Source organism: Mesorhizobium sp. 131-2-1 (assembly GCF_016756535.1).
Taxonomy (GTDB): domain Bacteria; phylum Pseudomonadota; class Alphaproteobacteria; order Rhizobiales; family Rhizobiaceae; genus Mesorhizobium.
Map to the genome: position 1 here is coordinate 1,350,429 of NZ_AP023247.1, position 24,674 is coordinate 1,375,102.

General features: G+C 64.2%; 29 protein-coding genes and 1 tRNA gene. 14 read left to right on the plus strand and 16 right to left on the minus strand.

Features of this window, described 5'->3' with window-relative positions:
• Positions 1 to 73: 73 nt before the first annotated feature.
• Positions 74 to 268: a DUF1192 domain-containing protein gene (locus JG743_RS06610; RefSeq protein ID WP_202299011.1), complete on the minus strand. Its 195-nt coding sequence runs from the start codon at positions 266 to 268 to the stop codon at positions 74 to 76.
• A gap of 111 nt (positions 269 to 379) precedes the next feature.
• Between JG743_RS06610 and JG743_RS06615 the strand changes: the two genes are divergently transcribed.
• The 3 genes from JG743_RS06615 (at position 380) to JG743_RS06625 (ending at position 2,799) form a co-directional block, all read left to right on the plus strand.
• On the plus strand, positions 380 to 1,390 hold the full coding sequence (locus JG743_RS06615) for an NAD(P)H-quinone oxidoreductase (protein WP_202302478.1): 1,011 nt from the start codon (positions 380 to 382) through the stop codon (positions 1,388 to 1,390).
• A gap of 298 nt (positions 1,391 to 1,688) precedes the next feature.
• Positions 1,689 to 1,829, plus strand: a complete 141-nt coding sequence (locus tag JG743_RS06620; RefSeq protein WP_127285985.1) for a DUF1127 domain-containing protein — start codon at positions 1,689 to 1,691, stop codon at positions 1,827 to 1,829.
• A 274-nt stretch (positions 1,830 to 2,103) separates the two neighbouring features.
• Positions 2,104 to 2,799 carry a DUF1013 domain-containing protein gene (locus JG743_RS06625; RefSeq protein ID WP_202299012.1) on the plus strand — a complete coding sequence of 232 codons (696 nt, stop codon included), beginning with the start codon at positions 2,104 to 2,106 and terminating at the stop codon, positions 2,797 to 2,799.
• 158 nt (positions 2,800 to 2,957) lie between these two features.
• Here JG743_RS06625 and JG743_RS06630 read toward each other — a convergent pair whose 3' ends face one another.
• The 3 genes from JG743_RS06630 to JG743_RS06640 all read right to left on the minus strand — a co-directional run bounded on the left by JG743_RS06630 (position 2,958) and on the right by JG743_RS06640 (position 4,544).
• Positions 2,958 to 3,677 (minus strand): helix-turn-helix transcriptional regulator, encoded by a 720-nt coding sequence (locus tag JG743_RS06630; protein ID WP_202299013.1) that lies wholly within the window; start codon positions 3,675 to 3,677, stop codon positions 2,958 to 2,960.
• Between the two features lie 73 nt (positions 3,678 to 3,750).
• Positions 3,751 to 4,161 (minus strand): hypothetical protein, encoded by a 411-nt coding sequence (locus tag JG743_RS06635; RefSeq protein WP_202299014.1) that lies wholly within the window; start codon positions 4,159 to 4,161, stop codon positions 3,751 to 3,753.
• Positions 4,162 to 4,376: 215 nt separating this feature from the next.
• Complete coding sequence (locus tag JG743_RS06640; protein ID WP_202299015.1) at positions 4,377 to 4,544, minus strand: hypothetical protein; 168 nt, start codon at positions 4,542 to 4,544, stop codon at positions 4,377 to 4,379.
• A gap of 183 nt (positions 4,545 to 4,727) precedes the next feature.
• Here JG743_RS06640 and JG743_RS06645 point away from each other — a divergent pair, with 183 nt between their 5' ends.
• Positions 4,728 to 4,907 carry a hypothetical protein gene (locus tag JG743_RS06645; protein ID WP_202303192.1) on the plus strand — a complete coding sequence of 60 codons (180 nt, stop codon included), beginning with the start codon at positions 4,728 to 4,730 and terminating at the stop codon, positions 4,905 to 4,907.
• Positions 4,908 to 4,937: 30 nt separating this feature from the next.
• Here JG743_RS06645 and JG743_RS06650 read toward each other — a convergent pair whose 3' ends face one another.
• The 7 genes from JG743_RS06650 to tkt form a co-directional block, all read right to left on the minus strand.
• Positions 4,938 to 5,666 (minus strand): SGNH/GDSL hydrolase family protein, encoded by a 729-nt coding sequence (locus JG743_RS06650; protein WP_202299016.1) that lies wholly within the window; start codon positions 5,664 to 5,666, stop codon positions 4,938 to 4,940.
• A 54-nt stretch (positions 5,667 to 5,720) separates the two neighbouring features.
• The gene (locus tag JG743_RS06655; protein ID WP_202299017.1) at positions 5,721 to 6,461 is read right to left on the minus strand and encodes a DUF899 domain-containing protein; all 741 of its coding nucleotides are present in this window, start codon (positions 6,459 to 6,461) and stop codon (positions 5,721 to 5,723) included.
• Between the two features lie 161 nt (positions 6,462 to 6,622).
• Positions 6,623 to 7,648 (minus strand): class I fructose-bisphosphate aldolase, encoded by a 1,026-nt coding sequence (locus JG743_RS06660; RefSeq protein ID WP_202299018.1) that lies wholly within the window; start codon positions 7,646 to 7,648, stop codon positions 6,623 to 6,625.
• A gap of 218 nt (positions 7,649 to 7,866) precedes the next feature.
• Positions 7,867 to 9,063: a phosphoglycerate kinase gene (locus tag JG743_RS06665; protein ID WP_202299019.1), complete on the minus strand. Its 1,197-nt coding sequence runs from the start codon at positions 9,061 to 9,063 to the stop codon at positions 7,867 to 7,869.
• A gap of 105 nt (positions 9,064 to 9,168) precedes the next feature.
• On the minus strand, positions 9,169 to 11,052 hold the full coding sequence (locus tag JG743_RS06670; protein ID WP_202299020.1) for a potassium/proton antiporter: 1,884 nt from the start codon (positions 11,050 to 11,052) through the stop codon (positions 9,169 to 9,171).
• 209 nt (positions 11,053 to 11,261) lie between these two features.
• Entirely contained in the window at positions 11,262 to 12,272 is a 1,011-nt protein-coding gene (gene gap, locus JG743_RS06675; RefSeq protein ID WP_126057972.1) for a type I glyceraldehyde-3-phosphate dehydrogenase, read from the minus strand.
• Positions 12,273 to 12,427: 155 nt separating this feature from the next.
• Complete coding sequence (gene tkt, locus JG743_RS06680) at positions 12,428 to 14,419, minus strand: transketolase (RefSeq protein ID WP_202299021.1); 1,992 nt, start codon at positions 14,417 to 14,419, stop codon at positions 12,428 to 12,430.
• A 257-nt stretch (positions 14,420 to 14,676) separates the two neighbouring features.
• On the opposite strand from tkt, the gene JG743_RS06685 reads away from it, so the two are divergent.
• The 3 genes from JG743_RS06685 to JG743_RS06695 all read left to right on the plus strand — a co-directional run bounded on the left by JG743_RS06685 (position 14,677) and on the right by JG743_RS06695 (position 16,152).
• On the plus strand, positions 14,677 to 14,949 hold the full coding sequence (locus JG743_RS06685) for a DUF4164 domain-containing protein (RefSeq protein WP_006200774.1): 273 nt from the start codon (positions 14,677 to 14,679) through the stop codon (positions 14,947 to 14,949).
• Positions 14,950 to 14,953: 4 nt separating this feature from the next.
• On the plus strand, positions 14,954 to 15,319 hold the full coding sequence (locus JG743_RS06690; RefSeq protein WP_202299022.1) for a cell division protein ZapA: 366 nt from the start codon (positions 14,954 to 14,956) through the stop codon (positions 15,317 to 15,319).
• Between the two features lie 173 nt (positions 15,320 to 15,492).
• Complete coding sequence (locus JG743_RS06695) at positions 15,493 to 16,152, plus strand: peroxiredoxin (RefSeq protein ID WP_127282782.1); 660 nt, start codon at positions 15,493 to 15,495, stop codon at positions 16,150 to 16,152.
• 121 nt (positions 16,153 to 16,273) lie between these two features.
• Here the strand turns inward: JG743_RS06695 and rpoH are convergent, their stop codons facing one another.
• Together rpoH and JG743_RS06705 are read right to left on the minus strand one after the other, a co-directional pair.
• A complete protein-coding gene (gene rpoH, locus JG743_RS06700) occupies positions 16,274 to 17,185 on the minus strand; it encodes an RNA polymerase sigma factor RpoH (RefSeq protein WP_202299023.1) in 912 nt (303 codons plus the stop codon).
• Between the two features lie 211 nt (positions 17,186 to 17,396).
• On the minus strand, positions 17,397 to 18,467 hold the full coding sequence (locus tag JG743_RS06705) for an RluA family pseudouridine synthase (RefSeq protein WP_202299024.1): 1,071 nt from the start codon (positions 18,465 to 18,467) through the stop codon (positions 17,397 to 17,399).
• Positions 18,468 to 18,493: 26 nt separating this feature from the next.
• Here JG743_RS06705 and JG743_RS06710 point away from each other — a divergent pair, with 26 nt between their 5' ends.
• The 4 genes from JG743_RS06710 to JG743_RS34565 all read left to right on the plus strand — a co-directional run bounded on the left by JG743_RS06710 (position 18,494) and on the right by JG743_RS34565 (position 20,323).
• Positions 18,494 to 18,877 carry a fimbrial protein gene (locus JG743_RS06710; protein ID WP_202299025.1) on the plus strand — a complete coding sequence of 128 codons (384 nt, stop codon included), beginning with the start codon at positions 18,494 to 18,496 and terminating at the stop codon, positions 18,875 to 18,877.
• 13 nt (positions 18,878 to 18,890) lie between these two features.
• Positions 18,891 to 19,304 carry a VOC family protein gene (locus JG743_RS06715; RefSeq protein ID WP_202299026.1) on the plus strand — a complete coding sequence of 138 codons (414 nt, stop codon included), beginning with the start codon at positions 18,891 to 18,893 and terminating at the stop codon, positions 19,302 to 19,304.
• Positions 19,305 to 19,388: 84 nt separating this feature from the next.
• Positions 19,389 to 19,463, plus strand: a tRNA-Glu gene (locus tag JG743_RS06720).
• Between the two features lie 422 nt (positions 19,464 to 19,885).
• Positions 19,886 to 20,323, plus strand: a complete 438-nt coding sequence (locus JG743_RS34565) for a CatB-related O-acetyltransferase (RefSeq protein ID WP_274608521.1) — start codon at positions 19,886 to 19,888, stop codon at positions 20,321 to 20,323.
• Here JG743_RS34565 and JG743_RS06730 read toward each other — a convergent pair.
• Positions 20,320 to 21,027 carry a glycosyltransferase family 25 protein gene (locus tag JG743_RS06730; RefSeq protein ID WP_202299028.1) on the minus strand — a complete coding sequence of 236 codons (708 nt, stop codon included), beginning with the start codon at positions 21,025 to 21,027 and terminating at the stop codon, positions 20,320 to 20,322. The two genes, JG743_RS34565 and JG743_RS06730, sit on opposite strands and share 4 nt — an antisense overlap.
• A 319-nt stretch (positions 21,028 to 21,346) precedes the next feature.
• Between JG743_RS06730 and JG743_RS06735 the strand changes: the two genes are divergently transcribed.
• The 3 genes from JG743_RS06735 to JG743_RS06745 all read left to right on the plus strand — a co-directional run bounded on the left by JG743_RS06735 (position 21,347) and on the right by JG743_RS06745 (position 23,487).
• On the plus strand, positions 21,347 to 21,928 hold the full coding sequence (locus JG743_RS06735; RefSeq protein ID WP_202299029.1) for a VOC family protein: 582 nt from the start codon (positions 21,347 to 21,349) through the stop codon (positions 21,926 to 21,928).
• A 29-nt stretch (positions 21,929 to 21,957) separates the two neighbouring features.
• Positions 21,958 to 22,818, plus strand: coding sequence for a glutathione S-transferase family protein (locus tag JG743_RS06740; RefSeq protein ID WP_202299030.1), 861 nt, complete (start codon positions 21,958 to 21,960; stop codon positions 22,816 to 22,818).
• 348 nt (positions 22,819 to 23,166) lie between these two features.
• Positions 23,167 to 23,487: a hypothetical protein gene (locus JG743_RS06745; protein ID WP_446720901.1), complete on the plus strand. Its 321-nt coding sequence runs from the start codon at positions 23,167 to 23,169 to the stop codon at positions 23,485 to 23,487.
• 289 nt (positions 23,488 to 23,776) lie between these two features.
• Here JG743_RS06745 and JG743_RS06750 read toward each other — a convergent pair whose 3' ends face one another.
• Together JG743_RS06750 and JG743_RS06755 are read right to left on the minus strand one after the other, a co-directional pair.
• Positions 23,777 to 23,992: a hypothetical protein gene (locus JG743_RS06750; RefSeq protein ID WP_202299032.1), complete on the minus strand. Its 216-nt coding sequence runs from the start codon at positions 23,990 to 23,992 to the stop codon at positions 23,777 to 23,779.
• 239 nt (positions 23,993 to 24,231) lie between these two features.
• Positions 24,232 to 24,573 carry a hypothetical protein gene (locus tag JG743_RS06755; RefSeq protein ID WP_202299033.1) on the minus strand — a complete coding sequence of 114 codons (342 nt, stop codon included), beginning with the start codon at positions 24,571 to 24,573 and terminating at the stop codon, positions 24,232 to 24,234.
• Between the last annotated feature and the right edge of the window lie 101 nt (positions 24,574 to 24,674).

Here is a 24,674-nt window from a genome sequence, read left to right on the forward strand (position 1 = left end):
GGCTCAGGTTTCGTGGCGCCGGTCTGACAGGCGCATTCGGGCTTTTCGGCGGCAAGCGTCGCTGCCTTCAACGCTATCCGCGGCGGAACAGCGCCTCGGCGGCCGATTTGGTCGAGCTCTTGGCCTTCAGCTCGGTTTCCAGTCGAGCGATCTCGTCGCGCAGCATGCCGATCCGCTCGGATAATTCATCGACCGAAAGCAGGGCCAGATCCTGCCCGATCTCATGCGGGCGCGCTTTCTTTACGGGTTCGTCGTCGAAGATCGCCATCGTCGCTCCTCCCTGATATGCCATTTGCCGGATTCGACAATGAGCATACATAGGGCAGGGGCGCTGATGCAAACGGCCGGCCAAGCCGGCCAGATGAGGACGGGACAGTTCATGGCGAGCGGACAGAAGATTCCGGCGAAGATGACGGCGATCGCGATCTCCGAGCCCGGCGGGCCGCGGGTGCTGAAGCCGGAAACCCGTGACGTGCCCGTGCCGGGGCCGGGCGAGGTCCTGATCCGGGTGCGTGCCGCGGGGGTCAACCGGCCGGATGTGCTGCAGCGCAAGGGCGCCTATCCGCCGCCGCCCGGCGCCTCCGACCTGCCCGGCCTCGAAGTCTCGGGCGAGGTCGCCGCACTTGGCGACGAGATATCGCGCTGGCGCATCGGCGACCGGGTTTGCGCGCTCACCCCAGGCGGCGGCTATGCCGAATATGTCAAGGTGCATGCCGGCAGCGTGCTGCCGCTGCCGGCGGGCTTCACCCATACCGAAGCGGCGGCGGTGCCGGAGACCTATTTCACCGTTTGGCACAATGTGTTCGAGCGTGGCGGCCTGAAGCGCGGCGAAACGCTGCTCGTGCATGGCGGTTCGTCGGGCATCGGCACCACGGCGATCCAGCTGGCGTCAGCTTTCGGCGCCTATGTCATCACCACCGCCGGCAGCAGGGAGAAATGCGACGCCTGCCTGAAGCTCGGCGCCGACCGCGCGATCAATTACCGCGAGGAGGACTTCGTCGCCGCGGTCAAGGACGCGACTGGCGGCAAGGGGGCCAATGTCATCCTCGATATGATCGCCGGAGACTATGTGACGCGCAACTACGAGGCCGCGGCGGTGGAAGGCCGCATCGTCCAGATCGCCGTGCAGGGCGGGGCGGCGGCGAACGTCGATTTCTCCAAGCTCATGGTCAAGCGTCTCACCCACACCGGCTCGACGCTGAGGCCGCGCACGGTCGAATTCAAGGCGGCGATCGCGGCGGCGCTGGAGGCGCAGGTCTGGCCGCTGCTTGGCAGCCGCAAGATTGCGCCGGTGATGGACACGATCCTGCCGCTCAGCGAAGCCTGGCGGGCGCATGAGCGGATGGAGGATGGCGAGCATATCGGCAAGATCGTGCTCGACGTCGACTAGGATGCATCGACATTCAGGTGAGGCTGGCCTGCAAATGACGGCTTCCTGCGCTTCCGGTGCTCACGTACTTTAAGTACGCTCCGCTCCGGTTCTCGGAAACCACCATTCTCGGCTCAGCCTGACCTGAATCTCGACACATCCTCCTGGGTGCGCGTGCCACCGCAGGCACCATGAACAAAGCCTTAATGCTGCATTGCAACAAACGCATTGCCGCCATGCAAAAGCGTCCGTTCAATTCTTAGGCGGCGATGCCTATTTACGCGGCATCGAACAAATCACCAACGACTGGAGAACTGCCATGAACCCGATCCGCGCTTTCCGTAACTGGCGCATGTACAACGAGACCGTGCGCGAGCTGAACAAGCTCAATGCCCGTCAGCTGAGCGACCTCGGCATCAACCGCGCCGACATCGAGCGTATCGCCCGCCAGGCTCTTTGATTTCAAACGCGCCCCGGCCGCAAGGCCGGGATCGCGTCGCGAAGCCAGAGCCGTTGCAGACGCTTGCTCGTCTCCGGTTCCAAACCCGCTGGACCCAGTCCGGCGGGTTTTGTCTTTCTTGAGCCGCGGCTATGCCCGGCCTCTCTTCTCGCGGCTCTCCAAAAACATTGCGAAATGGTGACGGAGCGGTTATACAGGCCGCGAATTTCCCATTTTGGTGGCTCTAAACCACCGCCCGCGCGGGAACGCGGGCGAACGAGAAGGATTTTTGGAAATGGCCAACACGCTGCTGATGCCCAAGGCGACCGCCGTCTGGCTGGTTGACAACACCGCGCTCTCCTTCGAGCAGATCGCGCAGTTCTGCGGGTTGCATCCGCTCGAGGTCAAGGCGATCGCCGATGGCGAATCGGCGCAAGGCATCAAGGGCATGGACCCGATCATGACCGGTCAGCTGACCCGCGACGAGATCGCGCGCGCCGAGAAGGACCCGAACCATCGGTTGAAGCTGTCCGACCCCAAGGTCAGGGTGCCGGAATCCAAGCGCAAGGGCCCGCGCTACACGCCGCTGTCGAAGCGCCAGGACCGCCCCAACGCCATTCTGTGGCTGGTGCGCAACCATCCCGAATTGAAGGACGCGCAGATATCGCGCCTGGTCGGCACGACCAAATCGACGATCGAGCAGATCCGTGAGCGCAAGCACTGGAATTCGGCCAATCTGCAGCCGATGGACCCGGTGACGCTTGGGCTGGCCTCGCAGATCGACCTCGACATGGAAGTCAACCGCGCCTCGCGCGGCCGCGAGCAGGCGCAGCCGGTCGGCGATACGCTGCTGCCGGCGGCGCTGACGGAACGGCTGGTCCCGGCCCCCGAAAAGCCGAAGGACGAGGACGCCGAGCTCGACGCCAACGCCGTCTTCGCCAAGCTCTCGGCACTGAAGTCGAAGGACAAGGATACGGACGACGAGGAGTAGGATACTCGCCAGACCGACAAAAAGGCCCGCTCGAGCGGGCCTTTTTTGTTAACTGCCTTTCGCGGCTTGAAGGGCGTCGCCGCGAAGCGGTTTCAGTCGACGCGCTTAAGTCTTCGTCTTCATGTCGTTTCCCAGAACCGCAGCACGGGCGACATGCACTAGCTGCGCGCCGCACGGTCCGGCGTCATGCCGTAATCCTCGCTGCGCTCCACCGCGCGGTAGAAGTCGGCGAGCTGCTTGCCTCGCTCCGGCTTGTAGACGCGGCCGGCAATCACCACTGAGGCGATGCGATCGATGCGGAAGGCGCGGAAATCGTCGCGCATCTCGCACCATGCGACCAGCGTCCACACCTTGCCCCAAAACCACAGGCCAAGCGGCCGGATGTCGCGCGCCGTGCCGCGCCCGGCCTCATCCGAATAGTCGATGGTCAGGACCTGGCGCTTCTCGATGGCGCGCTCGATCAGGTCGATCGCCTCGCGCGCGGCATCGCTCACCACCCACATCGGCGTGTGGATCTCGGTGCGGGCGATGCGGTCCTTCTCGGTATCGGGCAGCACGGCGCCGATCTTGACCAGCGCCTCATCAGCGGCCCGTGCCATGGCGGCGCCGCCGAAGGCGCGCACCATGCGGGCGCCGGCGACCAGCGCCACGATCTCGTCACGCGTGAACATCAGCGGCGGAAGGTCGAAACCCTCCCTCATCATGTAGCCGACGCCCGCCTCGCCGTCGATCGGCACGCCGGTCGACTGCAGGTCGGCGATGTCGCGATAGATCGTGCGCTCGGAAACCTCGAGCCACGTGCCCAGCTTCTGGGCAGTGACCAGACGGCCGCCGCGCAAATGCTGCACGATCTGGAAGAGCCTGTCGGCACGACGCATCGTATGGTTCCTCAATGTTGTTTCCATGCATGCCGTGGTCCCAAAACCGGCTCCCACTCTTGGGCGACATGCATTATGGCTTCAGCCCTTCGCGCCTGCGCTGGACGGCGACGAATTCCGCGCCAAGGGACAATTTACTCGTGGTCGGCGTCCTGGCGTCCAGCACCCGCCAGAAGGGCGCCACGTCAGTCAGCGCCATGCCGCGTTCGAGATCCTCGCCGGCGGCCTCGGCAACCGTGCGCAGATGATAGCCGATGGTGACCGGACATGTCACTTCGGCACCGTGCTCGACGGCGAGCGCGGTGCGCAGCGCGCGGACGTCCATCTCCACGCCCTCCGGGATCGAGCGGATGAAATCGTCGACCTGACGCGCCGTCGGCACCAGCATCGGCTGGCCCTCGACAACGTCAGCGAAGGTCCGCGGCGATGGCTTGATGCCATTGACTCCCGGGGTGTTCAGCCTGTCGTTCCAGCTCTTCACCATGCGAAGGCCACTCTCTACTCCTGCCACACCATGACACGGCCCTCCTGACAGCATACTGTCAGGAGGGTTCAGCATATCCGCCGACGATCGCGTGCCCACATCTTGCAGCACCCACCCACTCTGCAGGCCAGATGGCCCGAATTATTTCCGTCACGTCGCTTCTACATCTGGGCGCCGCAGTGTCCGCATCCAAGCGCGGCGCCCAAAAAAATCGCCTAATGGTCGAGGTGCCGGCCGTTGGCATACATGTCCGGCCAGCCGATGTCCTTGCGGATGTCCGCGGGCAGGCCATCCATGAAACGCTGGGTGCGGATCTCGTTGCGCATCGTACGGATCTTGCCGACATAGTGCTGCACGCTACGCAGTATCGTGTTACCGGTCATGGCTAGTCTCCTCTTTTTCGATGAGGACACTATCGCACACCCCTCCTGACAGCAGTCTGTCAGGAGGATGGCAGGTCTCTGAAGAAGATTGCGGTCAGCCCGGCGGGCACACGGGGAAGCGGCTGTCTTGCGCGGTTCCGCCTGGGCTTGGAAGCGCTACGTCGGCTTTGACAGCGGGCTTCGATGCTGCTCAAAGGCGCCATGTCGAAACTCCTCGCGCTCGTCATCATTGGCATCATGCTCATCCAGCTGATCAAGCCGCTCGGCTGGCCGGGGCTGAAGCGGCGCGGCGATTTCTGGAAGCTGGCGCTGCTGGCCATGGCGGCGATCTCGATCACCGCGGTGCTGGGGCATTGGGGCTAAAGCGGGGACGTCAGCCCCCATCGGCCGCCGCTACGCCGAGGGATGCTCACCCAGAACAGGGCCGACAAGATGCTCCGCCCAGGCGCGGTAGCCGGCTTCGGAGGCATGAAATCCGTCGACGGCAAAGCCGGCCTGCGGGTCGAGGATCGGCAGGCGCGACGCCGGCACCGCGCCGCGCTCCAGGCAGAGGCGCTTGCCCATCCGGTTCATCTCGGTCGCCCTGACCTCGAGGATACTGCCAAGCAGGGACGGCATGGCCGGTGCCCGCGTGAACTCCAGCACCGGCGACCACACCACGCGCGCCTCCGGCCATTTGGCGCGCAGCGCGTAGAGCAGGCCGCCGAACTCCTTCTTGAAGCGCGGCACCGAATGGAAATTCTTCGTGTCGTTGGTGCCGATGGCAAGCACGATGTGCGTCCATGGATCGGCCGACAGATTGGGCAGGACATGGTCGCGGATCTGGCCTGAGGTCGCCGAGTTGAAGCCGGCCGCCCGCCAGCGCACCGCGCTGCCCGTCCGCTCGGCAATCAGGATGGCCAGCTGCGCCGCGAGCCCGTTCTCGGAATGGCCGATGCCGACCGAAGCGGCAGAGGAATCGCCCAACACCAGAAGCGTGATCGCCGGCGCCGTGCCTGGCATCTCGTGCATGACCGGACCGCGCGCCGGCAGCATGCGGGTGGTGCGGCGGCGAACGCCGAGCCCTTGCCAGACATAGACCGGAAAGGCGAGCCAGGTGAGGAGGGTGCGCAGGCGCTGCATGGCTCAGCCCTTAGCGCATCTTGTTCGGGAGGTGAACGACTTTGCCGCGCCGGGTCAGTCGCAACAGCTTGCCCGCGGCTCGCGGCCGTCCTCGTACTCGTCATGCAGCCGCACCCAGTCCATCAAGCCGCCATAGGGACCGGTCTCGTCACGGCCCTTCGGCGTCATGTCGAGATAGTGATAGGCGCCGATCAGCGGATCGCCACCGCGGGCCCGTGACATGAAGGTGAGGAAGATATCGCCGGCCTCTTCCTTGTAGAACACGCTGGTGCCGGGCAGGTCCTTCGACGTGCGCGCGCGCTTTTCGAAGTTGTAGGTGGTGTCGCCTGCGGCGATCTGCCTGTCGGTGAAGGAGACCTGCATGTCGAAGTTGAAGTCGGACGCATAGGACGACACCCAGTCGAACTTCCAGCCCATGCGCTGCTTGTAGGGCAGGAGCTCGGCCAGCGGCGCACGCGACACCACGACCAGCGACACATCATGATGCTGGAGATGCTGATTGGCGCCGTCAATGTGATCGGCGAGGAAGGAGCAGCCCTCGCAGCGATGGTTCGAACCGGGCGCCAGCATGAAGTGGTAGACGATCAGCTGGCTGTTTTCGCCAAAGAGCTCCGCCAGCCGCTTGGGCCCCTGTTCGCTCTCGAAGACGTAGTCCTTGCGGAGTTTGAGCCAGGGCAATTCGCGCCGCTCGGCGGCGACGCAATCACGAAACCGCGTCAGCTCCTTCTCGCGCTCGAGGTGCTCTCGGTGCGCCTCGAACCAGTCTTCCCGTGAAACGACGGCATTGCGATGCATGACTATCTCCTGTCCTCTCCTGCCAAGGACGTTCGGCATCTGCGTCATCCGACATGGGCCGGCGCGCTTTTCGACGCCGTCTCAGAAGTGGGGATGCCGGCCGCGAAAAACAAAACCCCGGGCAGTGCGCCCGGGGTTTTCGTCGCTTCCGAAGAAACGTGTCAGGCGGCCTTTTCCAGCGCCGGCTGCCATTTGCCGAGCGCCGCCAGATGGTTCATGTGGGCGCGATGGACAAAGGCCGCCTGGCCGGCGGCGATGTTCGACGCCTTGCCGCTCCACGCCTTCTGCGCGGCCGCCTGCAGGGCGCGACCATAGGAGAAGGTCAGCTTCCACGGATGCGGGCCGATGGCATTGATGGCGTTGAGGTTGGCGGTCGCCTCCTCGTCCGATTGGCCGCCGGAGAGGAAGGCAATGCCCGCAACCGCCGCCGGCACCGTCTCGCGGAACAGCTTGATCGTCTTTTCGGCGACTATCTCGGGGCTGTCCAGCTTGCCCGATTTCTTGCCCGATATGACCATGTTCGGCTTCAGGATGGTGCCTTCGAGCACGACGCGCGCGGCATAGAGTTCGCTGTAGAGCTTGAGCAGCGTCGCCTTCGAGATCTCGTAGCAGGTGTCGATGCCATGGGCGCCGTCCATCAGCACTTCCGGCTCGACGATCGGCACGATGCCGGCCTCCTGGCAGAGCGCGGCATAGCGGGCGAGCGCATGCGCGTTCGAGCCGATCGAGGTGGCAGAGGGCACACCCTTGGCGACGTCGATATCGATCACCGCGCGCCATTTGGCGAAGCGGGCGCCGAGCTTGTAGTAGTCCGTCAGGCGCTCGCGCAGGCCGTCGAGGCCCTCGGTGATGGTGTCGCCAGGGAAGCCGGCCAGAGGCTTGGCGCCGGCATCGACCTTGATGCCGGGAATGGCGCCCGAAGCCTTGATGATGTCGACCAGCGGCGTGCCGTCGGCGGCATTCTGACGGATGGTCTCGTCATAGAGGATGACGCCGGAAATATACTTCGTCATCGCGTCCCTGGCGCGGAACATCATTTCGCGATAGTCGCGGCGGCTGTCGGCGGTCGATTCGACGCCGATGACGTCGAAGCGCTTCTTGATGGTGCCGGAGCTTTCGTCGGCGGCCAGCAGGCCCTTGCCATCGGCCACGATCGCGGCGGCAATGTCTTCGAGACGTTCGCTCATTCTTGCTTCCTCCTGACGGTGGTTTCCGCGTTTCACGGAAGTCTACCGCCAAAGGAATGATGCCGGAAAGCGCGAAATCGAGTGAAAGTCGCGCCGCCGGGCTGGCTCGCCGAGTGTTGATCGGCCGTTGGCGGTGGTCGCATTTCGGCAAAGCCAGGCGTTGCCGCCTTGCCTTCACCCAATTCCAAAAACCGCTGCGCGCTTCTCCTGGAATGGCTTCAGCGCTTCAGCACCTCGACGCCGGGGAGCGGCTTGCCTTCCATCCATTCCAGGAAGGCGCCGCCGGCGGTCGAGACATAGGTGAAGTCGTCGGCGACGCCGGCATGGTTGAGCGCCGCCACCGTGTCGCCGCCGCCGGCCACCGAGACGAGCTTGCCGGCCTTGGTGCGCTGGGCGGCGTGCTTTGCCGCCGTCACCGTCGCGTGGTCGAAGGGCGCGATCTCGAAGGCGCCGAGCGGGCCGTTCCAGACCAGCGTGGCGGCGCGGTCGATCCAGTCGGTGACCGTCTTCACGGTCCTGGCGCCAACATCAAGGATCATGCCGTCTGCCGGCACCGCATCGATGGCGACGGTCTCGCTTGCGGCGCCCGCCTTGAACTCTTTCGCCACGACGCCGTCGACGGGCAGGATGATGGCGCAGCCGGCCTCGGCCGCCTCGATCATGATCTGCTTGGCGGTGGTGGCCAGGTCATGCTCGCAGAGCGACTTGCCGACAGCGGTGCCGCGCGCGGCCAGGAAGGTGTTGGCCATGCCGCCGCCTATGACCAGCGAGTCGACCTTCTTCACCAGGTTCATCAGCAGGTCGATCTTGGTCGAGACCTTGGCGCCGCCGACGATGGCGACGACGGGGCGGACGGGATTGCCGAGGCCCTTTTCCAGCGCGTCGAGCTCGGCCTGCATGGTGCGTCCGGCGAAGGCCGGCAGCAGGTGCGCCAGGCCCTCGGTCGAGGAATGGGCGCGGTGCGCGGCGGAAAAGGCGTCATTGATGAAGATGTCGCCATTGGCGGCGAGCTTCTCGGTGAAGGCCGCGTCGTTCTTCTCCTCGGCCTTGTAGAAGCGGGTGTTTTCAAGCAGCAGCACGTCGCCCTTGTTCATGGCGGCGACCGCGCTGCCTGCCGTGTCGCCGATGCAGTCGGCGGCGAAGCCGACAGGCCGACCGAGAACCTCCGCCGTCGCCTTGGCGATAGGCTCCAGCGAGAATTCGGGCGTGGGGCCATCCTTGGGGCGGCCGAAATGGGCAAGCAGGATGACCTTTGCGCCCTTGCCGGAGAGCTCGGCGATGGTCGGCGCGATGCGCTCGATGCGGGTGACGTCGGTGACCTTGCCGTCGGCGACGGGAACGTTGAGGTCGACGCGCACCAGCACGCGCTTGCCGGAGATGTTGCCGATGTCGTCCAGTGTCTTGAAGCCGGCCATGCTGGGTCCCTTTCCGCGAAAAATCGCCGGGACCTTACCCGCCGCCGGCGACGATGCAAGGGCCGCGTGGAAGCGCGCGCGCAAAAATGATGTAGGCGCGTAAGATCAGCTTTCGCTCGTTGCCTTTTGCGCGGCCGGTTCGGGCGTCGGGGACTGTTCCGCCGACGTTTCGGCGACAGGCGTCGGCTTGCGCCGGCCGCGGACGAACGCGGCGATGCGGTCGCCGATCTCGCCGGCGCTCATGAACACCGGCACGCGCGCCACCGGCGCGGTCGGCTCGAACGACAGGCCGAGGCCGGTGATCCGGCCCTTGTCGTCGACGTCGCGCACGATGAGCTCGATCGGCCCGATCAGCACCCGGTCGGCATATTCGGGATGGCCGCCGAGCCGCTCGGTGACCAGGGCGCCGACCGTCACCTTGCGCTCCGCCTCGGTCAGGCCTGGTGCATAGGCTGCCTCCAGCTCCTCGGCCGAGCGCGTCGGATCAAGCGCGAAGGCGCCGAAGAAGTCCGCGTCCTCCGGATCGACCACGGCGCGGCTGGCGAACAGCTTGTCGAGCAGGCGCGGATAACGGTCCGGCACGAAGATGTAGACCTGGTCGCCGGCAGCCAGCCGTCCCATGTCCTGGAAGCGCATCGAGCGGCCGTCGCGCAGCACCAGCGAGGGCCGGGCCCAGCGGGGGATGCGCTCGCCGCGCGCCACTGGGCTGCCCGGCGCCACGCGATAGGCGAGAAGCTCGTGGTGTGCGGAGCCCGGCAGTTCGAGCTCGACCTTGTCCAACGGCCCGAGCCTTGCCGGCACGATGAGGCCGAGGCGGCGCGCCAATGGCCCGACGGTCCAGCCCTGCACGACCAGCGACACCAGCACGATGATGAAGGCGGTGTTGAAGATGACGCGGCCGTTTTCCAGGCCGCCGAGCAGCGGCGTGATGGCGAGCAGGATGGAGACCGCGCCGCGCAGGCCGACCCAGGAGACGAAGGCGACCTCGGGGCGCGGCAGGCGGAACGGGATCAGGCAGAGCCAGACGGCGATCGGCCGCGCGACGAAGATCAGGAACAGGCCGAGCAGGACCGCCGGCACCAGGATCGCTGGAAATTGCGAGGGCGTGGCGAACAGGCCAAGGATCAGGAACATGATGATCTGTGCCAGCCACGACATGCCGTCCTGGAAGCGCTTGAGGATGGTGACGGCGCGGATGTCCGAATTGCCCGATATCAGCCCGGCAAGATAGACCGCCAGGAAGCCCGAGCCGCCGATGGCGCCGGCGGCGGCGAACACCATCAGCGACAGCGTCAGCACGAAGATCGGCAACAGGCCGTGGTCGAGGTTCAGCCGCTCGACCAGGCGCACGATGGCAAGGCCGCCGAGAACGCCGATGACGGCGCCAAGCCCCATGCTGATGAGGAAGCCGAGCACCAGGTTGGTGACCAGCACATTGGCTTCGGGATTGGCGTGGGCGGCGATGATCTCGACCAGAGTGATGGTGAGGAAGATGGCGATCGGGTCATTGGTGCCGGATTCCACCTCGAGCGTCGCACGCACGCGCTCGCGCAGATTGATCTCGCCTGCGCGCAGCAGGAAGAAGACGGCCGCGGCATCGGTCGAGGCGACGGCGGCGCCGAGCAGGAAGGATTCCAGCCAGGTGAGGTCGAGCATGTAGTAGGCGGCGGCGCCGAACACGCCGGTGGTCAGCACCACGCCGACGGTCGCCAGCGACAGCGCCGGTCCGGCCGCCTGGCGCAAGGCATTGAGCGGCGTGCCGAAACCGGAATCGAAGAGGATGACGGCCAGCGCCAGTGAGCCGGCAAAATAGGCGAGCCTTGCATTGTCGAATTCGATGCCGAGGCCGTCGGTCCCGGTGGCCAGGCCGATGCAAAGGAAGAGAAGCAGCAGGGGGGCGCCGAAGCGGAAGGCGATCAGGCTCGAAAACGCGGCGGCAACGACAAGGGCGGTGCCGACCAGCGTTACAAGATAGATCGCATGCTCCATCCGGAATTGCCCCTCAGATCCGCCTCCCTCCCCGCTTTACGGCAGAGTGGGGCGAAGACATGACCAGTGCAAGGCGGCAGCGTGGTTTTTTGCTCCTATGACGCTGATTTCCGGAGGTTTTGCCGCTCGGGGCACCAGCGCGACCTGCAAACGAAAACGCCCGGCCGAAGCCGGGCGCCCAGATCTGGAAAGATCGAAGCCTGGGTCTATCAGGCGATGGTCTTGCCGAAGGCGACGGCGGTGTCGCCCATGCGGTTGGAGAAGCCCCATTCATTGTCGTACCAGGACAGCACCGAAACGAAATTGCCGTCCATCACCTTGGTCTGGTCGAGGGCGACGATCGAGGAATGCGGATCGTGGTTGAAGTCGATCGAGACATTCGGGTGATGGGTGACGGAAAGCACGCCCTTCAGCTTGCCCTTGGAGGCGGCGATCACCGCTTCGTTGATCTCCTGCGCGGTGGTCGAGCGCTTGGCGATGAACTTGAAGTCGACGACCGAGACGTTCGGGGTCGGCACGCGGATCGAGATGCCGTCGAGCTTGCCCTTGAGGTCGGGCAGCACCAGGCCGATCGCCTTGGCAGCACCCGTCGAGGTCGGGATCTGCGACAGCGCCGCCGCGCGGGCGCGGTAGAGGTCCTTGTGCATGGTGTCCAGCGTCGGCTGGTCGCCGGTGTAGGAGTGGATCGTCGTCATCATGCCCTTCTCGATGCCGACCGTCTCGTGCAGCACGGCGGCCAGCGGCGCCAGGCAGTTGGTGGTGCAGGACGCGTTCGAGATGACGATGTGGTCCTTGGTCAGTTTGTCGTGGTTGATGCCGTAGACGACGGTGAGGTCGGCGCCTTCGGCCGGCGCCGAGACGATGACGCGCTTGGCGCCGGCGGTCAGATGCGCTGCGGCCTTGTCGCGGGCGGTGAAGATGCCGGTGCATTCGAGCGCGATATCGATGCCGAGCTCCTTCCACGGCAGCTGCGTCGGATCCTTGATGGCGGTGACCTTGAACTTCTCAGAGCCGACCGAGATCTGGTCGCCGTCGACCGTCACTTCGTGTGGGAAGCGGCCATGCACGCTGTCGTAGCGCAGGAGATGCGCATTGGTCTCGACCGGGCCGAGATCGTTCACGGCGACGACGTCGATGTCCTTGCGGCCGGATTCATGGATGGCGCGCAGGATGTTGCGGCCGATACGGCCGAATCCGTTGATGGCAACTCTGACGGTCATGTTTCTCTCCCTGGGAGGCGGATGGGGTCCGCAGCTTCATAGCGGCGGACGGGCAAAGAATCCAGCCTTGGAAGGCCTGGATTTAAATCGATTAGGTTGGGCCAGCCCGCCGAAACGGCCATTCGCGGTTTTGGCGGGCTCGCTTGCTTCAACCCTTACTTGCCATGCAGGCGGGCTTCCACCGCTTTCGCCGCCGCTTCGGCGGTGATGCCGAAATGCGGATAGAGCTGCTCGATGGTGCCGGAGGCGCCGAAGCCGGTCATGCCGATGAAGATGCCGTCGCTGCCGATGATGTGGTCCCAGCCCTGGCGGATGCCCGCCTCGATGGCGACCTTCACCTTGGCGCTGCCGATCGTCTTTCTCCGGTAGTCGTCGCTCTGCTGGTCGAACAGTTCGAAGCAAGGCACCGACACGACACGGGTCGGGTGGCCGTGCTTCTCCAGCAGATCACGCGCGCCGAGCGCGATCTCGACCTCGGAACCGGTGGCGAAGATCGTCACCGCCGCCTCGCCGTTGGCCGCGGCGAGTTCATAGGCGCCGGAAGCACTGAGGTTCTTCTCGGTGAATTCGGTGCGCACCGTCGGCAGGTTCTGCCTGGTCAGCGCCAGCGTCGACGGCGTCTTTGCGGATTCGAGCGCCAGCTGCCAGCATTCCGCCGTCTCTACCGCGTCGGCCGGGCGGAAGACGTTGTGGTTCGGGATGGCGCGCAGCGCCGCCACGTGTTCGACCGGCTGGTGCGTCGGGCCGTCCTCGCCAAGGCCGATCGAGTCGTGGGTCATGACGAAGATCGAGCGGATGCCCATCAGCGAGGCCAGGCGCATCGAAGGACGAGCATAGTCGGAGAAGCACAGGAAAGTGCCGCCATAGGCGATGATGCCGCCATGCAGCGTCAGGCCGTTGATCGCCGCCGCCATGCCATGCTCGCGGATGCCGTAATGGACATAGCGCTGGCCGTAGTCGTCCGGCGTGATGTTCTTGGTCTGGCTGGTCTTGGTGTTGTTGGAGCCGGTGAGATCGGCCGAACCGCCAATGGTTTCCGGCACCGCGCCGTTGATGACCTCCAGCGCCATTTCCGACGATTTGCGGGTGGCGACCTTCGGCTTGTCGGCCGCGAGCTTCTTCTTGTAGTCGGCAATGACGCTGTCGAAGTTCGACGGCAGCTTGCCACTGATGCGGCGCTCGAACTCGCCCTTCAGCTTGGCGTCGGCCTTGGCAAGGCGACCTTCCCAGTCGGCGCGGGCTTTGGCGCCGGCCTGGCCGGCGGCGCGCCATGCGCCGAGGATGTCGCCCGGAATCTCGAAGGGCGGCGAATCCCAGCCGAAGAACTTGCGCGCACCGGCGATCTCCTCGGCGCCGAGCGGCGAGCCGTGGGCCTTGTTGGTGCCGGCCTTGGTCGGGGCGCCGAAACCGATGGTGGTCTTGCAGGCGATCATCGTCGGCTTGTCGGAATGGCGCGCCGCCTCGATGGCGTAGGCGATCGCTTCCGGATCAAAGCCGTCGATATGGGTGGCGTTCCAGCCGGAGGCCTGGAAGCGGGCGACCTGATCGGTGTTGTCGGCCAGCGACACCGGACCGTCGATCGAGATGTTGTTGTTGTCCCACAGCACGATCAGCTTGTTGAGCTTCAGATGCCCGGCAAGCGCGATGGCCTCCTGGGAGACGCCCTCCATCAGGCAGCCGTCACCGGCCAGCACATAGGTGTAGTGGTCGACGAGGTCCTTGCCGAAGGCGGCGTTCATGATGCGCTCGCCGAGCGCGAAGCCGACCGAGTTGGCAAGGCCCTGGCCGAGCGGCCCGGTGGTGGTCTCGATGCCGGCGGCATGGCCATATTCGGGGTGGCCGGCGGTCTTCGAGCCGAGCTGGCGGAAGCTCTTGATCTGGTCGAGGGTCATGTCCTCGTAGCCGGTCAGATAGAGCAGCGAATAGAGCAGCATCGAGCCGTGGCCGGCCGACAGGATGAAGCGGTCGCGGTCGGCCCAGTGCGGGGCCTTGGCGTCGAATTTCAGGAAGCGGGTGAACAGCACCGTAGCGATGTCGGCGCAGCCCATGGGCAGGCCGGGGTGGCCGGAATTCGCCTTCTCGACGGCGTCCATGGAGAGAAAACGGATCGCATTGGCCATCCGGTCATGTTGTTCACGCGAGGTCATGCTTCCTCCGGGGTGGGGGTTTGAGGCCTTGGGAGAGGCCTGGAAAGGGTGCGCGACACATAGCAGGCGCGGCCCTTGAGTCAACAAATCGGTGCGTTTTTGCCGGTCTTGTGATGGTCCGGCGGCCCTACATTAGCGTTAGCGGGGGACAGTCGCGAGAGCTTTATTGACGTCGCCTTCACACGGCGCCTAATGTTTCCTGGATAACGCGTTCTGAACGCGAACGATTCGGTGATGGGCAGGGTGCAGGACGAGCCATGACCGGGGAAACGACGCTCAAGGAAGTCATCGCCAGGCTGGGCAAAGCCATCGAGGGGCTGGAAAACGCCGTCGCGGCCAAGCTCGAACACGAGCGCGACTATTCGGAGGCCGAGGCGGAGGTGCAGCGCATGAACGCCGACCGCTCCAGGCTGGCGCAGGAGCTCGACAATTCCGAAGCGCGCGCCGAACGGCTTGAAGACGCCAACAAGGAAGTATCGCGCCGGCTGGTGACCGCCATGGAGACCATCCGCGCGGTGTTGGACAGGTAGGCCAATGGCACAGGTCACGGTTTCCATCGACGGCAAGCAGTATCGCATGGCTTGCGACGAGGGCCAGGAAGAGCATCTGATCGACCTTGCCGAGCGCTTCGACCGCTATGTCGCGCATCTCAAGGACTCGTTTGGCGAGATCGGCGACCAGCGGCTGACGGTGATGGCCGGCATCATGGTCATGGACGAGCTTTCGGAGCTGCAGAAGCGCGTCAAGGGCATGGAAAGCGAAGTGCTGACGCTGCGCAAGACGCGCGACGACGCGCTGGCCAAGGCCGGCAAGAGCGACAGCGTGCTGACCGATGCGCTGGGCGCGCTGGCCCAGCGCATGGAAGACCTGGCGACGACGCTGGCGGTGAGGAAGGCCTGAGCCCCCGACGCGGCAGAAATTCCTGCCGCATTTGCCTGGAAAAGATGAAAATTTTTCATCGCCGAAGCCATTCTCGGCGGCCGCTGCCGTATGAAGCATGCCGCCGGAGTGCTAGGGAATGCAAGTGGTGCCGGCGCGGCATGCCGGCGACAGTCAAAGGGTAGGGACATGTCATGAGTCTTCGTATCAACGATATTGCGCCGGACTTCACGGCGGAGACCACGCAAGGGACGATCAGCTTCCATCAATGGATCGGCGACGGCTGGGCGGTGCTGTTCAGCCATCCGAAGAATTTCACGCCGGTGTGCACGACCGAGCTCGGCACCATGGCCGGGCTGGAGGGCGAGTTCAAAAAACGCAACGTCAAGATCATCGGCATTTCCGTCGACCCGGTCGCCAGCCACGACAAGTGGCAGGCCGACATCAAGACCGCGACCGGCCAGGAGGTGAAGTATCCGCTGATCGGCGACAAGGATCTCGCGGTCGCCAAGCTCTATGAGATGCTGCCGGCTGGCGCCGGCGAAAGCTCGGAAGGCCGCACGCCGGCCGACAACGCCACGGTGCGTTCGGTCTATGTCATCGGGCCAGACAAGAAGATCAAGCTGGTGCTGACCTACCCGATGACCACAGGCCGCAACTTCGACGAGATCCTGCGCGTTATCGATTCCATCCAGCTGACGGCCAAGCATCAGGTGGCGACGCCGGCCAACTGGAAGCAGGGCGAGGATGTCATCATCACTGCCGCGGTTTCGAACGAGGACGCGATCAAGCGCTTCGGCGCCTTCGACACGATCCTGCCGTATCTCAGGAAGACCAAGCAGCCTTCGGCGTGAGCCCCTTCCTTTCTCCCCGTGAACGGGGAGAAAGGGGCTCGCCTCCGCTTTCGCCAAACAACAACGGCGGCGCCAGATTCTGGCGCCGCCGTTTTTGTTGTTGCTTTAATGTGCTGTGGCTTTACGCCGCCGGCTGCGCCTCGATGGTGCGCAGTGCCTGCGTCTGGCGCTTGGCCGCGGCCTTGACCGCGTCCTGCACCTTCTCGAAAGCGCGCACCTCGATCTGGCGCACGCGCTCGCGGCTGATGTCGAACTCGGCCGACAATTCTTCCAGCGTCAGCGGCTCGTCGGCGAGGCGGCGCGCCTCGAAGATGCGCCGTTCGCGCTCGTTAAGCACGGAAAGAGCTCCCGACAGCATGGCGCGCCGGTTTTCCAGCTCGTCCTGCTCGATCAGCATCTCTTCCTGGCTTTCGTGGTCGTCGACCAGCCAGTCCTGCCACTCGCCGGACTCGCCCTCGCTCGCCCGGATCGGGGCATTGAGCGAAGCGTCGCCCGACAGGCGGCGGTTCATCGACACCACTTCGGCCTCGGAAACGTTGAGGCGGGTGGCGATCTCGGCGATCTGGTCGGGCTTCAGGTCGCCATCGTCGAGCGCCTGGATCTTGCCCTTGACCTTGCGCAGGTTGAAGAACAGGCGCTTCTGATTGGCGGTGGTGCCCATCTTGACCAGGCTCCACGAGCGCAGGATGTACTCCTGGATCGAGGCCTTGATCCACCACATGGCATAGGTGGCGAGCCGGAAGCCGCGCTCCGGTTCGAATTTCTTGACGGCCTGCATCAGGCCGACATTGCCTTCCGAGATCACCTCGCCGATCGGCAGGCCGTAGCCGCGATAGCCCATGGCGATCTTGGCGACGAGCCTGAGGTGGCTGGTGACGAGCTTGTGCGCAGCCGTGGTGTCTTCATGCTCGGCGTAACGCTTGGCGAGCATGTACTCTTCCTGCGGCTGAAGCATCGGAAAGCGGCGGATTTCTTCCAGGTAGCGGCTGAGGCCGCCTTCGCCGGAAACGATACTGGGTAATGACTGGGCCATGATAGCGCCCCCTCTCTCTTGGAGTGATGCCCCCGAAACGCGGCGGGCATGTGACGCGAATGCCAAACGGCTCATTCGCGGCAACTGCTGTATATAGGAACAAAACCAGAAAAGACAGGCATTTGTTCAACACGAAACAGTGTGTCACGCTGAAGTGAACAACGCCAGTCAGGTTTTTTGATGGTTGGTTTGAAGCGGATCGATGGCGGGCTCAGAGCTTGCGAAAGCCGCCGATGAGTGCCTCCATGTCCCTCGGTATCGGTGCTTCGAACCTCATCGTTAGGTGGGTAGCCGGATGCCGGAATTCAAGCAGCCAGGCGTGCAAAGCTTGCCTGGGAAATGCATTGACCTCGCCTTTCAGCGGTTCGGGCAGCCGGTTCGCCTTGGTGCGGAAGGCCATCCCGTAATCGGGGTCGCCGACCACCGGATGGCCGATATGGGCCATGTGGACGCGGATCTGGTGGGTGCGGCCGGTCTCCAGCCGGCATTCGACCAGGCTTGCCGTTGCGAAGTCCTTCTGCCGCTCGCCGAAGCGCTCGATCACGGCAAAATGCGTGACAGCATGGCGGGCGTCGTCGCGGCCTTCCGGCACTACGGCGCGGCGCACGCGGTCGGCGGCGCGGCCGAGCGGCGCGTCGACCGTTCCGGCCGGCCTCGACGGAATGCCCCAGACCAGCGCAAGATAGGCACGTTCGAGGTCGCCGGTGCGGCCATGATCGGCAAAGGCCTCCGAGAGCGCCTTGTGGGCGCGGTCGGTCTTGGCGACGACCATGACGCCGCTGGTCTCCTTATCCAGCCGATGAACGATGCCCGGCCGCCTGACGCCGCCAATGCCTGACAGGCTGTCGCCGCAATGGTGGATGAGCGCGTTGACCAGCGTGCCGGTCCAGTTGCCGGCGCCGGGATGGACGACCAGCGCCGCCGGCTTGTTGATGACGATGAGTTCATCGTCCTCATACAGGATGTCGAGGGCGATCGCCTCGCCCTGCGGCTCGGCCGGTTCGGGCTCCGGCATCTCGACCGAGACGCGCTCGCCGGCGGCCATCTTGCGCTTGGCCTCCTCGACGATCTTGCCGCCGATGCTGACCGCGCCCTGCTTGATCAGCATCTGCACCCGGCTGCGCGACATGTCCGGGCCGAGCTGGCTGGCCAGCCATTGGTCGAGGCGCTGGCCGGCGGCATCCGGGCCGGCCTCCAGCGTGACCGATCCGCCGGCCGTCAAATCATTACCTGTCAAACGATCCTCTATTAATCTGGAGGCCTCTTCGCTATGAGCGCTCATCGAAAACCGTTCTGGAACCCAATTCCATGGCCAGGCCAATTGCCGAGGAAGACGAAGAAAAGCCGCTCGACGCCGAAGTCGAGAAGGTGCGCGGCAAACTCATCCGCTTCATGGCCGTCAATCTCGGGCTGCTGTTCCTCGCCCTTATGGTGGTGATCGGAGCACTTGTCTACAAAGCGCGCAAGGCGCCGTCCGTCGCCCCGCCGCTCGCCGGCGACATCCAGGTGCCGGCCGGCGAACCGTTGAACGCCGACATCGTGCTGCCCGTCGGCGCCAAGGTGATCAGCCAGTCGCTGTCCGGCAACCGCATTTCCATAGACGCCGAACTTGCCGACGGCAGCCGTGCCATCTTCGTCTTCGACATCGCCGAGCGCCGAGTGATAGGCCAATTCGCGATCCGCACCAAATGAGCGTCTCGCCGCAATGACCGGCTTCGCCAAGAACCGCCGCGTCGCCACGGTGACGGTCGTCGTCAGCGACTATGACGAGGCGGTCGCCTGGTACGTCGACAAGCTCGGCTTCACGCTTGCCGAGGATGTCGATCTCGGCGGCGGCAAGCGCTGGGTGGTGGTGGCGCCGGCTGGCGGGCAGGGCGCCAGGTTGCTCCTGGCCGAAGCGTCCGACGCCGAGCAGGCAAGCCGCATCGGCAACCAGTCCGGTGGCAGGGTCTTCCTGTTCCTCGAGACCGACGATTTCGCCCGCGACCACCGGGCGATGCTGGCCAAGGGCGTCGAGTTCCGTGAGGCGCCGCGCTTCGAGGCCTACGGCACGGTGGCCGTGTTCGCCGATCTCCACGGCAATCTCTGGGACCTGATCGAGCCAAAACGGCAGGGCTGAGCGCGCTGTTTGCCAAAGTTGCGCAGTGTTCGAAACCCCAGTTGCTTTTTCACAACCGTCAGCCTATATGGCCGGTTCTTGAGCGCGCCCATCGTCTAGCGGTCAGGACACCGCCCTCTCACGGCGGGAACAGGGGTTCGATTCCCCTTGGGCGTACCAAGCAATATCACGAGTTCGCGTCATCAATCCCAAGGCCATCAAATGAACCCTTGGTGATGGCTATTTCCGCGCTCCGCTGGCGCCTTGTGCTCACGGTACAGGCCTCATCGCCATCTCGCGACGTCGGTCGGTTCTATTCTCACTGTGGCGCTTGTTTGGCGTCGCACTGATGTCCAAAATCTCAGTATGCCTCGCAGAGGCAAAGGCTCAAAGGTGCAGCGGCTACGGACGCCCCTGTCAAGAAGCCGGGACAATCTTCGCGATGCTGGGGAGGCAGCGGTACAATGTCGAAAGTGAGCAGATGGTTGCGAGACAAAAAGATTTTTCGGGGTAGGCACCGGTTGCCGGAACATGTCCGGGTCGGACGATACTCTCACAATCTAAGTAGCAATTCCTTCCTCTATTGCACCGAGAAATCGCCAGTGGATATTGGCTCATTCTGCGCGATCGCGCCGGGCGTGTTGTTTATCTGCCAGGCGGATCACCCGACCGGGACTGCTTCCAATTTCGGATTGCAGAATCAGATCCTGATGACGAAGACGATAGAGCAATATCTACAGACGAAGGGGCCGATAGTCGTTGGCAATGACGTCTGGATCGGAGCCCGCGCCATAATCCTGTCAGGGGTCACCATCGGCAACGGCGCCGTCGTTGCGGCGGGGAGCGTGGTAACCAAAGATGTTCCGCCCTATGCGATTGCAGCTGGCAACCCGGCGAGGCCGATTAGCTACCGGTTCTCAGTCGAGACCATCGAGGCGATGCAACGAATTCGTTGGTGGGACTGGCCGCTGGAAAAACTGAAGCTAGAGAAGGCAGCCTTCGATCTGCCGGCTGAGCGCTTTGTCGAGCGCTTTGGTTAGCTGGCAGTGTGGCCAAAGAACTGCCTGCGATATTTTTTCCATCTCCATTCAATGCGCTTCCACCAGAGAGGTCTCTGCTTACCGCCCTCGATTGACGTCGTGAATCGGCCGTTGTGAGTGCCCTGCTCTACGATAGGTCGCTCGAACCACAGTATGTCCGTGCCGGTAGCCTTGTCGCAGTGATTTACCGCAATATCGACTGGAAGACCAAATTCGTTTCCGTCAAACCAATTGCACCGCACTTCCGCAGCCGATCGAGTCAAAATGTAGGAATCCGTGCAGCGACTATGGTTCGCAGGATAGAGCGATCTACCTTTGGTCAGCTTGGACCGTGGCGTATAATAGTTCCCGCCATTGCCCAGATAAACGACCGCCTGCCTGTCGGCTGCAAGCTCGCCAAGTGCATCCTTGAGGCGCGCCACGAAGTTGCGAGCGAGAAACACGTCATCCTCAAACACCAGGCAATACGGCAATTCGGTGTTGAGGAATTCTCTCCAGATGCCAATGTGCTTGCGCGCCAAGGACACCTGCGCAGGATTGATAATTGCCTGTCGATCCTTTGCCGAGAGATCAGCGATGTCGTGGTCTAGATACCAGTGGACCGGGACACCTCGACGAGCAAATTCGGTGCGAATGTGCTGCTCCCGTTCCTCATATCCGATTTTTACGTGACAGATGCGGCAAAAGACTTGGTCTGGAAACATCGATACCCCCCCGGTATACGACAACGGCGACTAACATTAGTGATTGCCCATTGACAAGTGATCTGCGCTCGCACCCCTTGAAACAAGCCCACGACCTCGAAAGGGGGCCTTGCCGTCAAACGCGACGAACAGCACGCACTTTTCCAAAGTATAGGGGCGCTGCTGACCTAGCGGACGGAACTGCCTTCGCTTCTGGCGCGCAGGGGCTGATTGAATTAGCATCCTGTGTTGGAACTTTGGGCATCGCTCGTCGCGGCGGTGCAAAATGCCGGGCGCAGATCCGGATGGCGCGGATGCCAGAGTTCGAGGGAGGAGACCGATGCAGAAACTGCAATCGCAGGGCGTCCATCACATCACGCTGGTCGGCGCCGGGCGCCAGACCTCGATCGATTTCTGGGAAGGCGTGCTCGGCATGCCGTTCGTCTTCGAGCAGCCCAATCTCGACAAGGCGAGCGAGAGCCATCTCTATTTCGATCCGGGCGACGGGCGGCTGATCACCGTCTTCACCGATGAGAGCCGCGCGGCGGTGGCCAGGCGCACGCCCACCGATACGGGCTGCGTCCACCACATCGCGTTTGCGGTGTCGCGCGTCACCTTCCTGCAGGCGGTCGCCCGGCTCGACGAGCGCGGCATAAAGCACAGCGGCGTCAAGGATCGCGGCTTTATGGATTCGATCTATTTCGAGGATCCGCTCGGCCTCTTGATCGAGCTCGCCTCCTATCGCTTTGAGCCGCCCGTGGGCTTCACCCATGCCGACGTGCTGATGCAGGCGCACAAGATCCGCGTCGCGCGCGGCGACTACAACATCGCGGAAGTGCATCTCGCCGACGCGATCCAGACGCTGGTCGAATGGTCGCGCGCGACCCTGTCGGACGAGCGGGCGCCGAAAAATCCATACTAAGAAGCATAGAAAGCCTGAGGGAGGAACAGATGGCAAAGGCAGCAGCAAAGAGTGCAAGGAAACCGGCGGCCAAGGCGGCCGCGAAAGCAACTGTGAAGCCCGCGGCAAAGGCGACGGCCAAGCCGGCCGCGAAGGCGACGGCAAAAGCCGCGCCGGCGACGGCAAAAGCCGCGCCTAAGGCGAAGACGGCGAAGAAGCCGGGGCTGAGGCTCAGCATGCTGAAGCCCAGCGTCAACAACATGACCGTCCGGGTGTTCGCGCGCGCGGCTGGTTTCGATCCGGCCGAGACCGACGCCTGGGGCCATACGCGCTCGCCCGAATTCCTGGCGCGCAACCCGGCGCATCTGACGCCGATGATCGAGGACAAGGGCCTGCCGCGCGGCGTGTTGTGGGAAAGCTGCGCCATCATGCAGTATCTTGCCAACAAGCACGGGCTGGAGAAGTTCTATCCCAAGGCGCCGGCCAAGCGGGCGATGATCGACAGCGCCATGTTCTACCTGGTCGGCACGCTCTACCCTTACATCGCGCGCGCCACCTATCCGGCGCTCGGCTTCCCGCAATATGCCGGCGAGGTTGGCCACAGCGACGCCCATCCAGACAGGAAGTCGGAGGCCCAGAAGGCAGCCGCGGCGGCAATCGCCGAGCCGCTCGAGGTCTTTCACAGCTTCTTCAGGAACGGCAAGCCGTTCATCGGCGGCAGCAATCCGTCGATCGCCGACATAAGGCTGGCGGCGACGCTCGAGTTCCTGGCTGTCATCGACTACGCGCTGCCCAAATGGGCGAAGGACTATATGGCGGCGATGGAGAAGAAGCTTGGCAAGGCCTATGCCGAGCCGGCCGGCGACGTGCGTGGCTATATCGCCTATGTGAAATCGCAGGCGAAGGCGTGAGGGCTGACGCCCGGTGTTCCTGATGGCCGGTTCGAGGCTAAGGATTCGTTAACCAAAGACCTGTCTACTGGTCTCTGGTTCACCTCAGGCGCGCGACCACGGATGTACTGGCGCGGATGCCGAGGCGAAAGGAAAGGTCGGCCACGCGCCGGCCTTTTGCTTTTCGCGGTCGCCGGTCTTGAGGGTCGCACGACCGGCCCCGTGGCCGCGCCCGCCGATCGCCGAGAAACCTGTTGTCAGCGGCGGCTTTGACCGTAGCATGAGATTGGCGGCGGAGCCGGAGAGACGAGAATCCTCGCAATGAAAAGCGTTGCATTGCCGACAATCGCCGCGGCGCTCCTGGCGGCCATGTCCTGTCAATCGAATGCCGCCGTGCTCAACACGATGAACGATGTCGGCGCGGCGCTGCAGGCGTGCTGGACCCCGCCGGCGAATTCCGAAAACGCGTCGGTCACCTTGAGCTTCAGCTTCCGGCGGGACGGCACGCTGATCGGTCGCCCCAGGCCGACGGCGATCAAGGTGGGCGGTGACGCCAAGGCCAGGCAGGGCTATGTCGAGGCCGCGACCTCGGCGCTGCAGCACTGCCTGCCGCTGAGCTTCTCGCCGGCCCTGGCGAAGGGGATTGCCGGCAAGGTCTACACGCTGCAGTTCAACTCGCCCAGGAAATAGCGCCGGATCCCCGGTTCAGCCGGTAATCTCAGTGCAGACGGCACGAAGCGGGCTCAGGAAACCGGTGCGGACGACCCGTTGACGGCTGTTACGTCCGACAGCCTCCCTCGCTTCTCGGGCGTCGGCTTTTCGTAGATATTCTTCATGGCTTTGCCTGCAGGCTGGCGAGGACGATGATCAAGAACTCGAACTCTCTAACAATTGAATTGCCGGGCAACAAATCAAAATAGCTTGCGCCAGCCGGCATAGTGCCGGCCGGCGCTTCGAAAGCAGATCGATAGCGCGGGTATTAGTGCCGCGCGCGCCTCGCGTTGACGTGGCGCTGCAGGTCCGGCGTCTCGTAGACGTAGTCGCTCCACGCCGATTCCGGGATTTGGCCGGCCAGATAGCATTCCAGCAACAGGTTCTGCTCCGGTGTCAGAGCCCTCGGCGCCCGCTCGTGGTCCAGTCCGAGTGAGTGGATGAGGTTCCTGGTCAGGCCGGAGACGGTGAAGTGAATGGACATCTTCAGTCTCCTTTGCGCTACAACGCGAAGTGTGGGGCAAAGGTTTCACCGGGACCATACGACATTTTGAGCTAGGCCGCGGGTTTGGCGGCCGAGGGCGCCGTCGGGCCGCGCCGCCGTATCGGCATCGACCCTGTCTCAATCTTGAAATGAAAGCGTGGTCGAGGAACTGGCCGGCACGCGCCCGGCGAGGGTGGTCGGCCCGGCATTCCCGGCAAACCGAGTTTATCGCCCTGCCGCTATTCGCAGACCACACGGAAGCGTTTGCCGGGTGCGCTGACATTCCTGCAGGCAAGCGGCTCCGGCTCGGACGACAGCGAGGGAGGGCTCAGAATCTGCCCTGCTGGCGCCGGCGGCGGGGGAAGCCTGCGGCCCGCCAGGCGTCTCGGCGCCTGCGGCGGTGCCGGAAAGGCACCTGGCTGCAGCTGCGGCGAACCGGCTTGCGGCGGCGGCGGCCTGTCCCAGATGCGCCGGACGTCGAGGGGCTTCGGGATCATCACCGTGCCGTCGTCGCTGCGCGCGCAACCGCCTGCCGCAAGCAGCGCCGAGCACAGGAAAAGCAGCACGATTCGTCCGAACATTAGCAAACCCCCATACGCCTTATAACGCGGCCGCGCCGCGGCCGACAACCGGCGCGACGCGGCCAGGCTGCGAAAAGCCCGATCTGCGGTGGTGCTTTGTT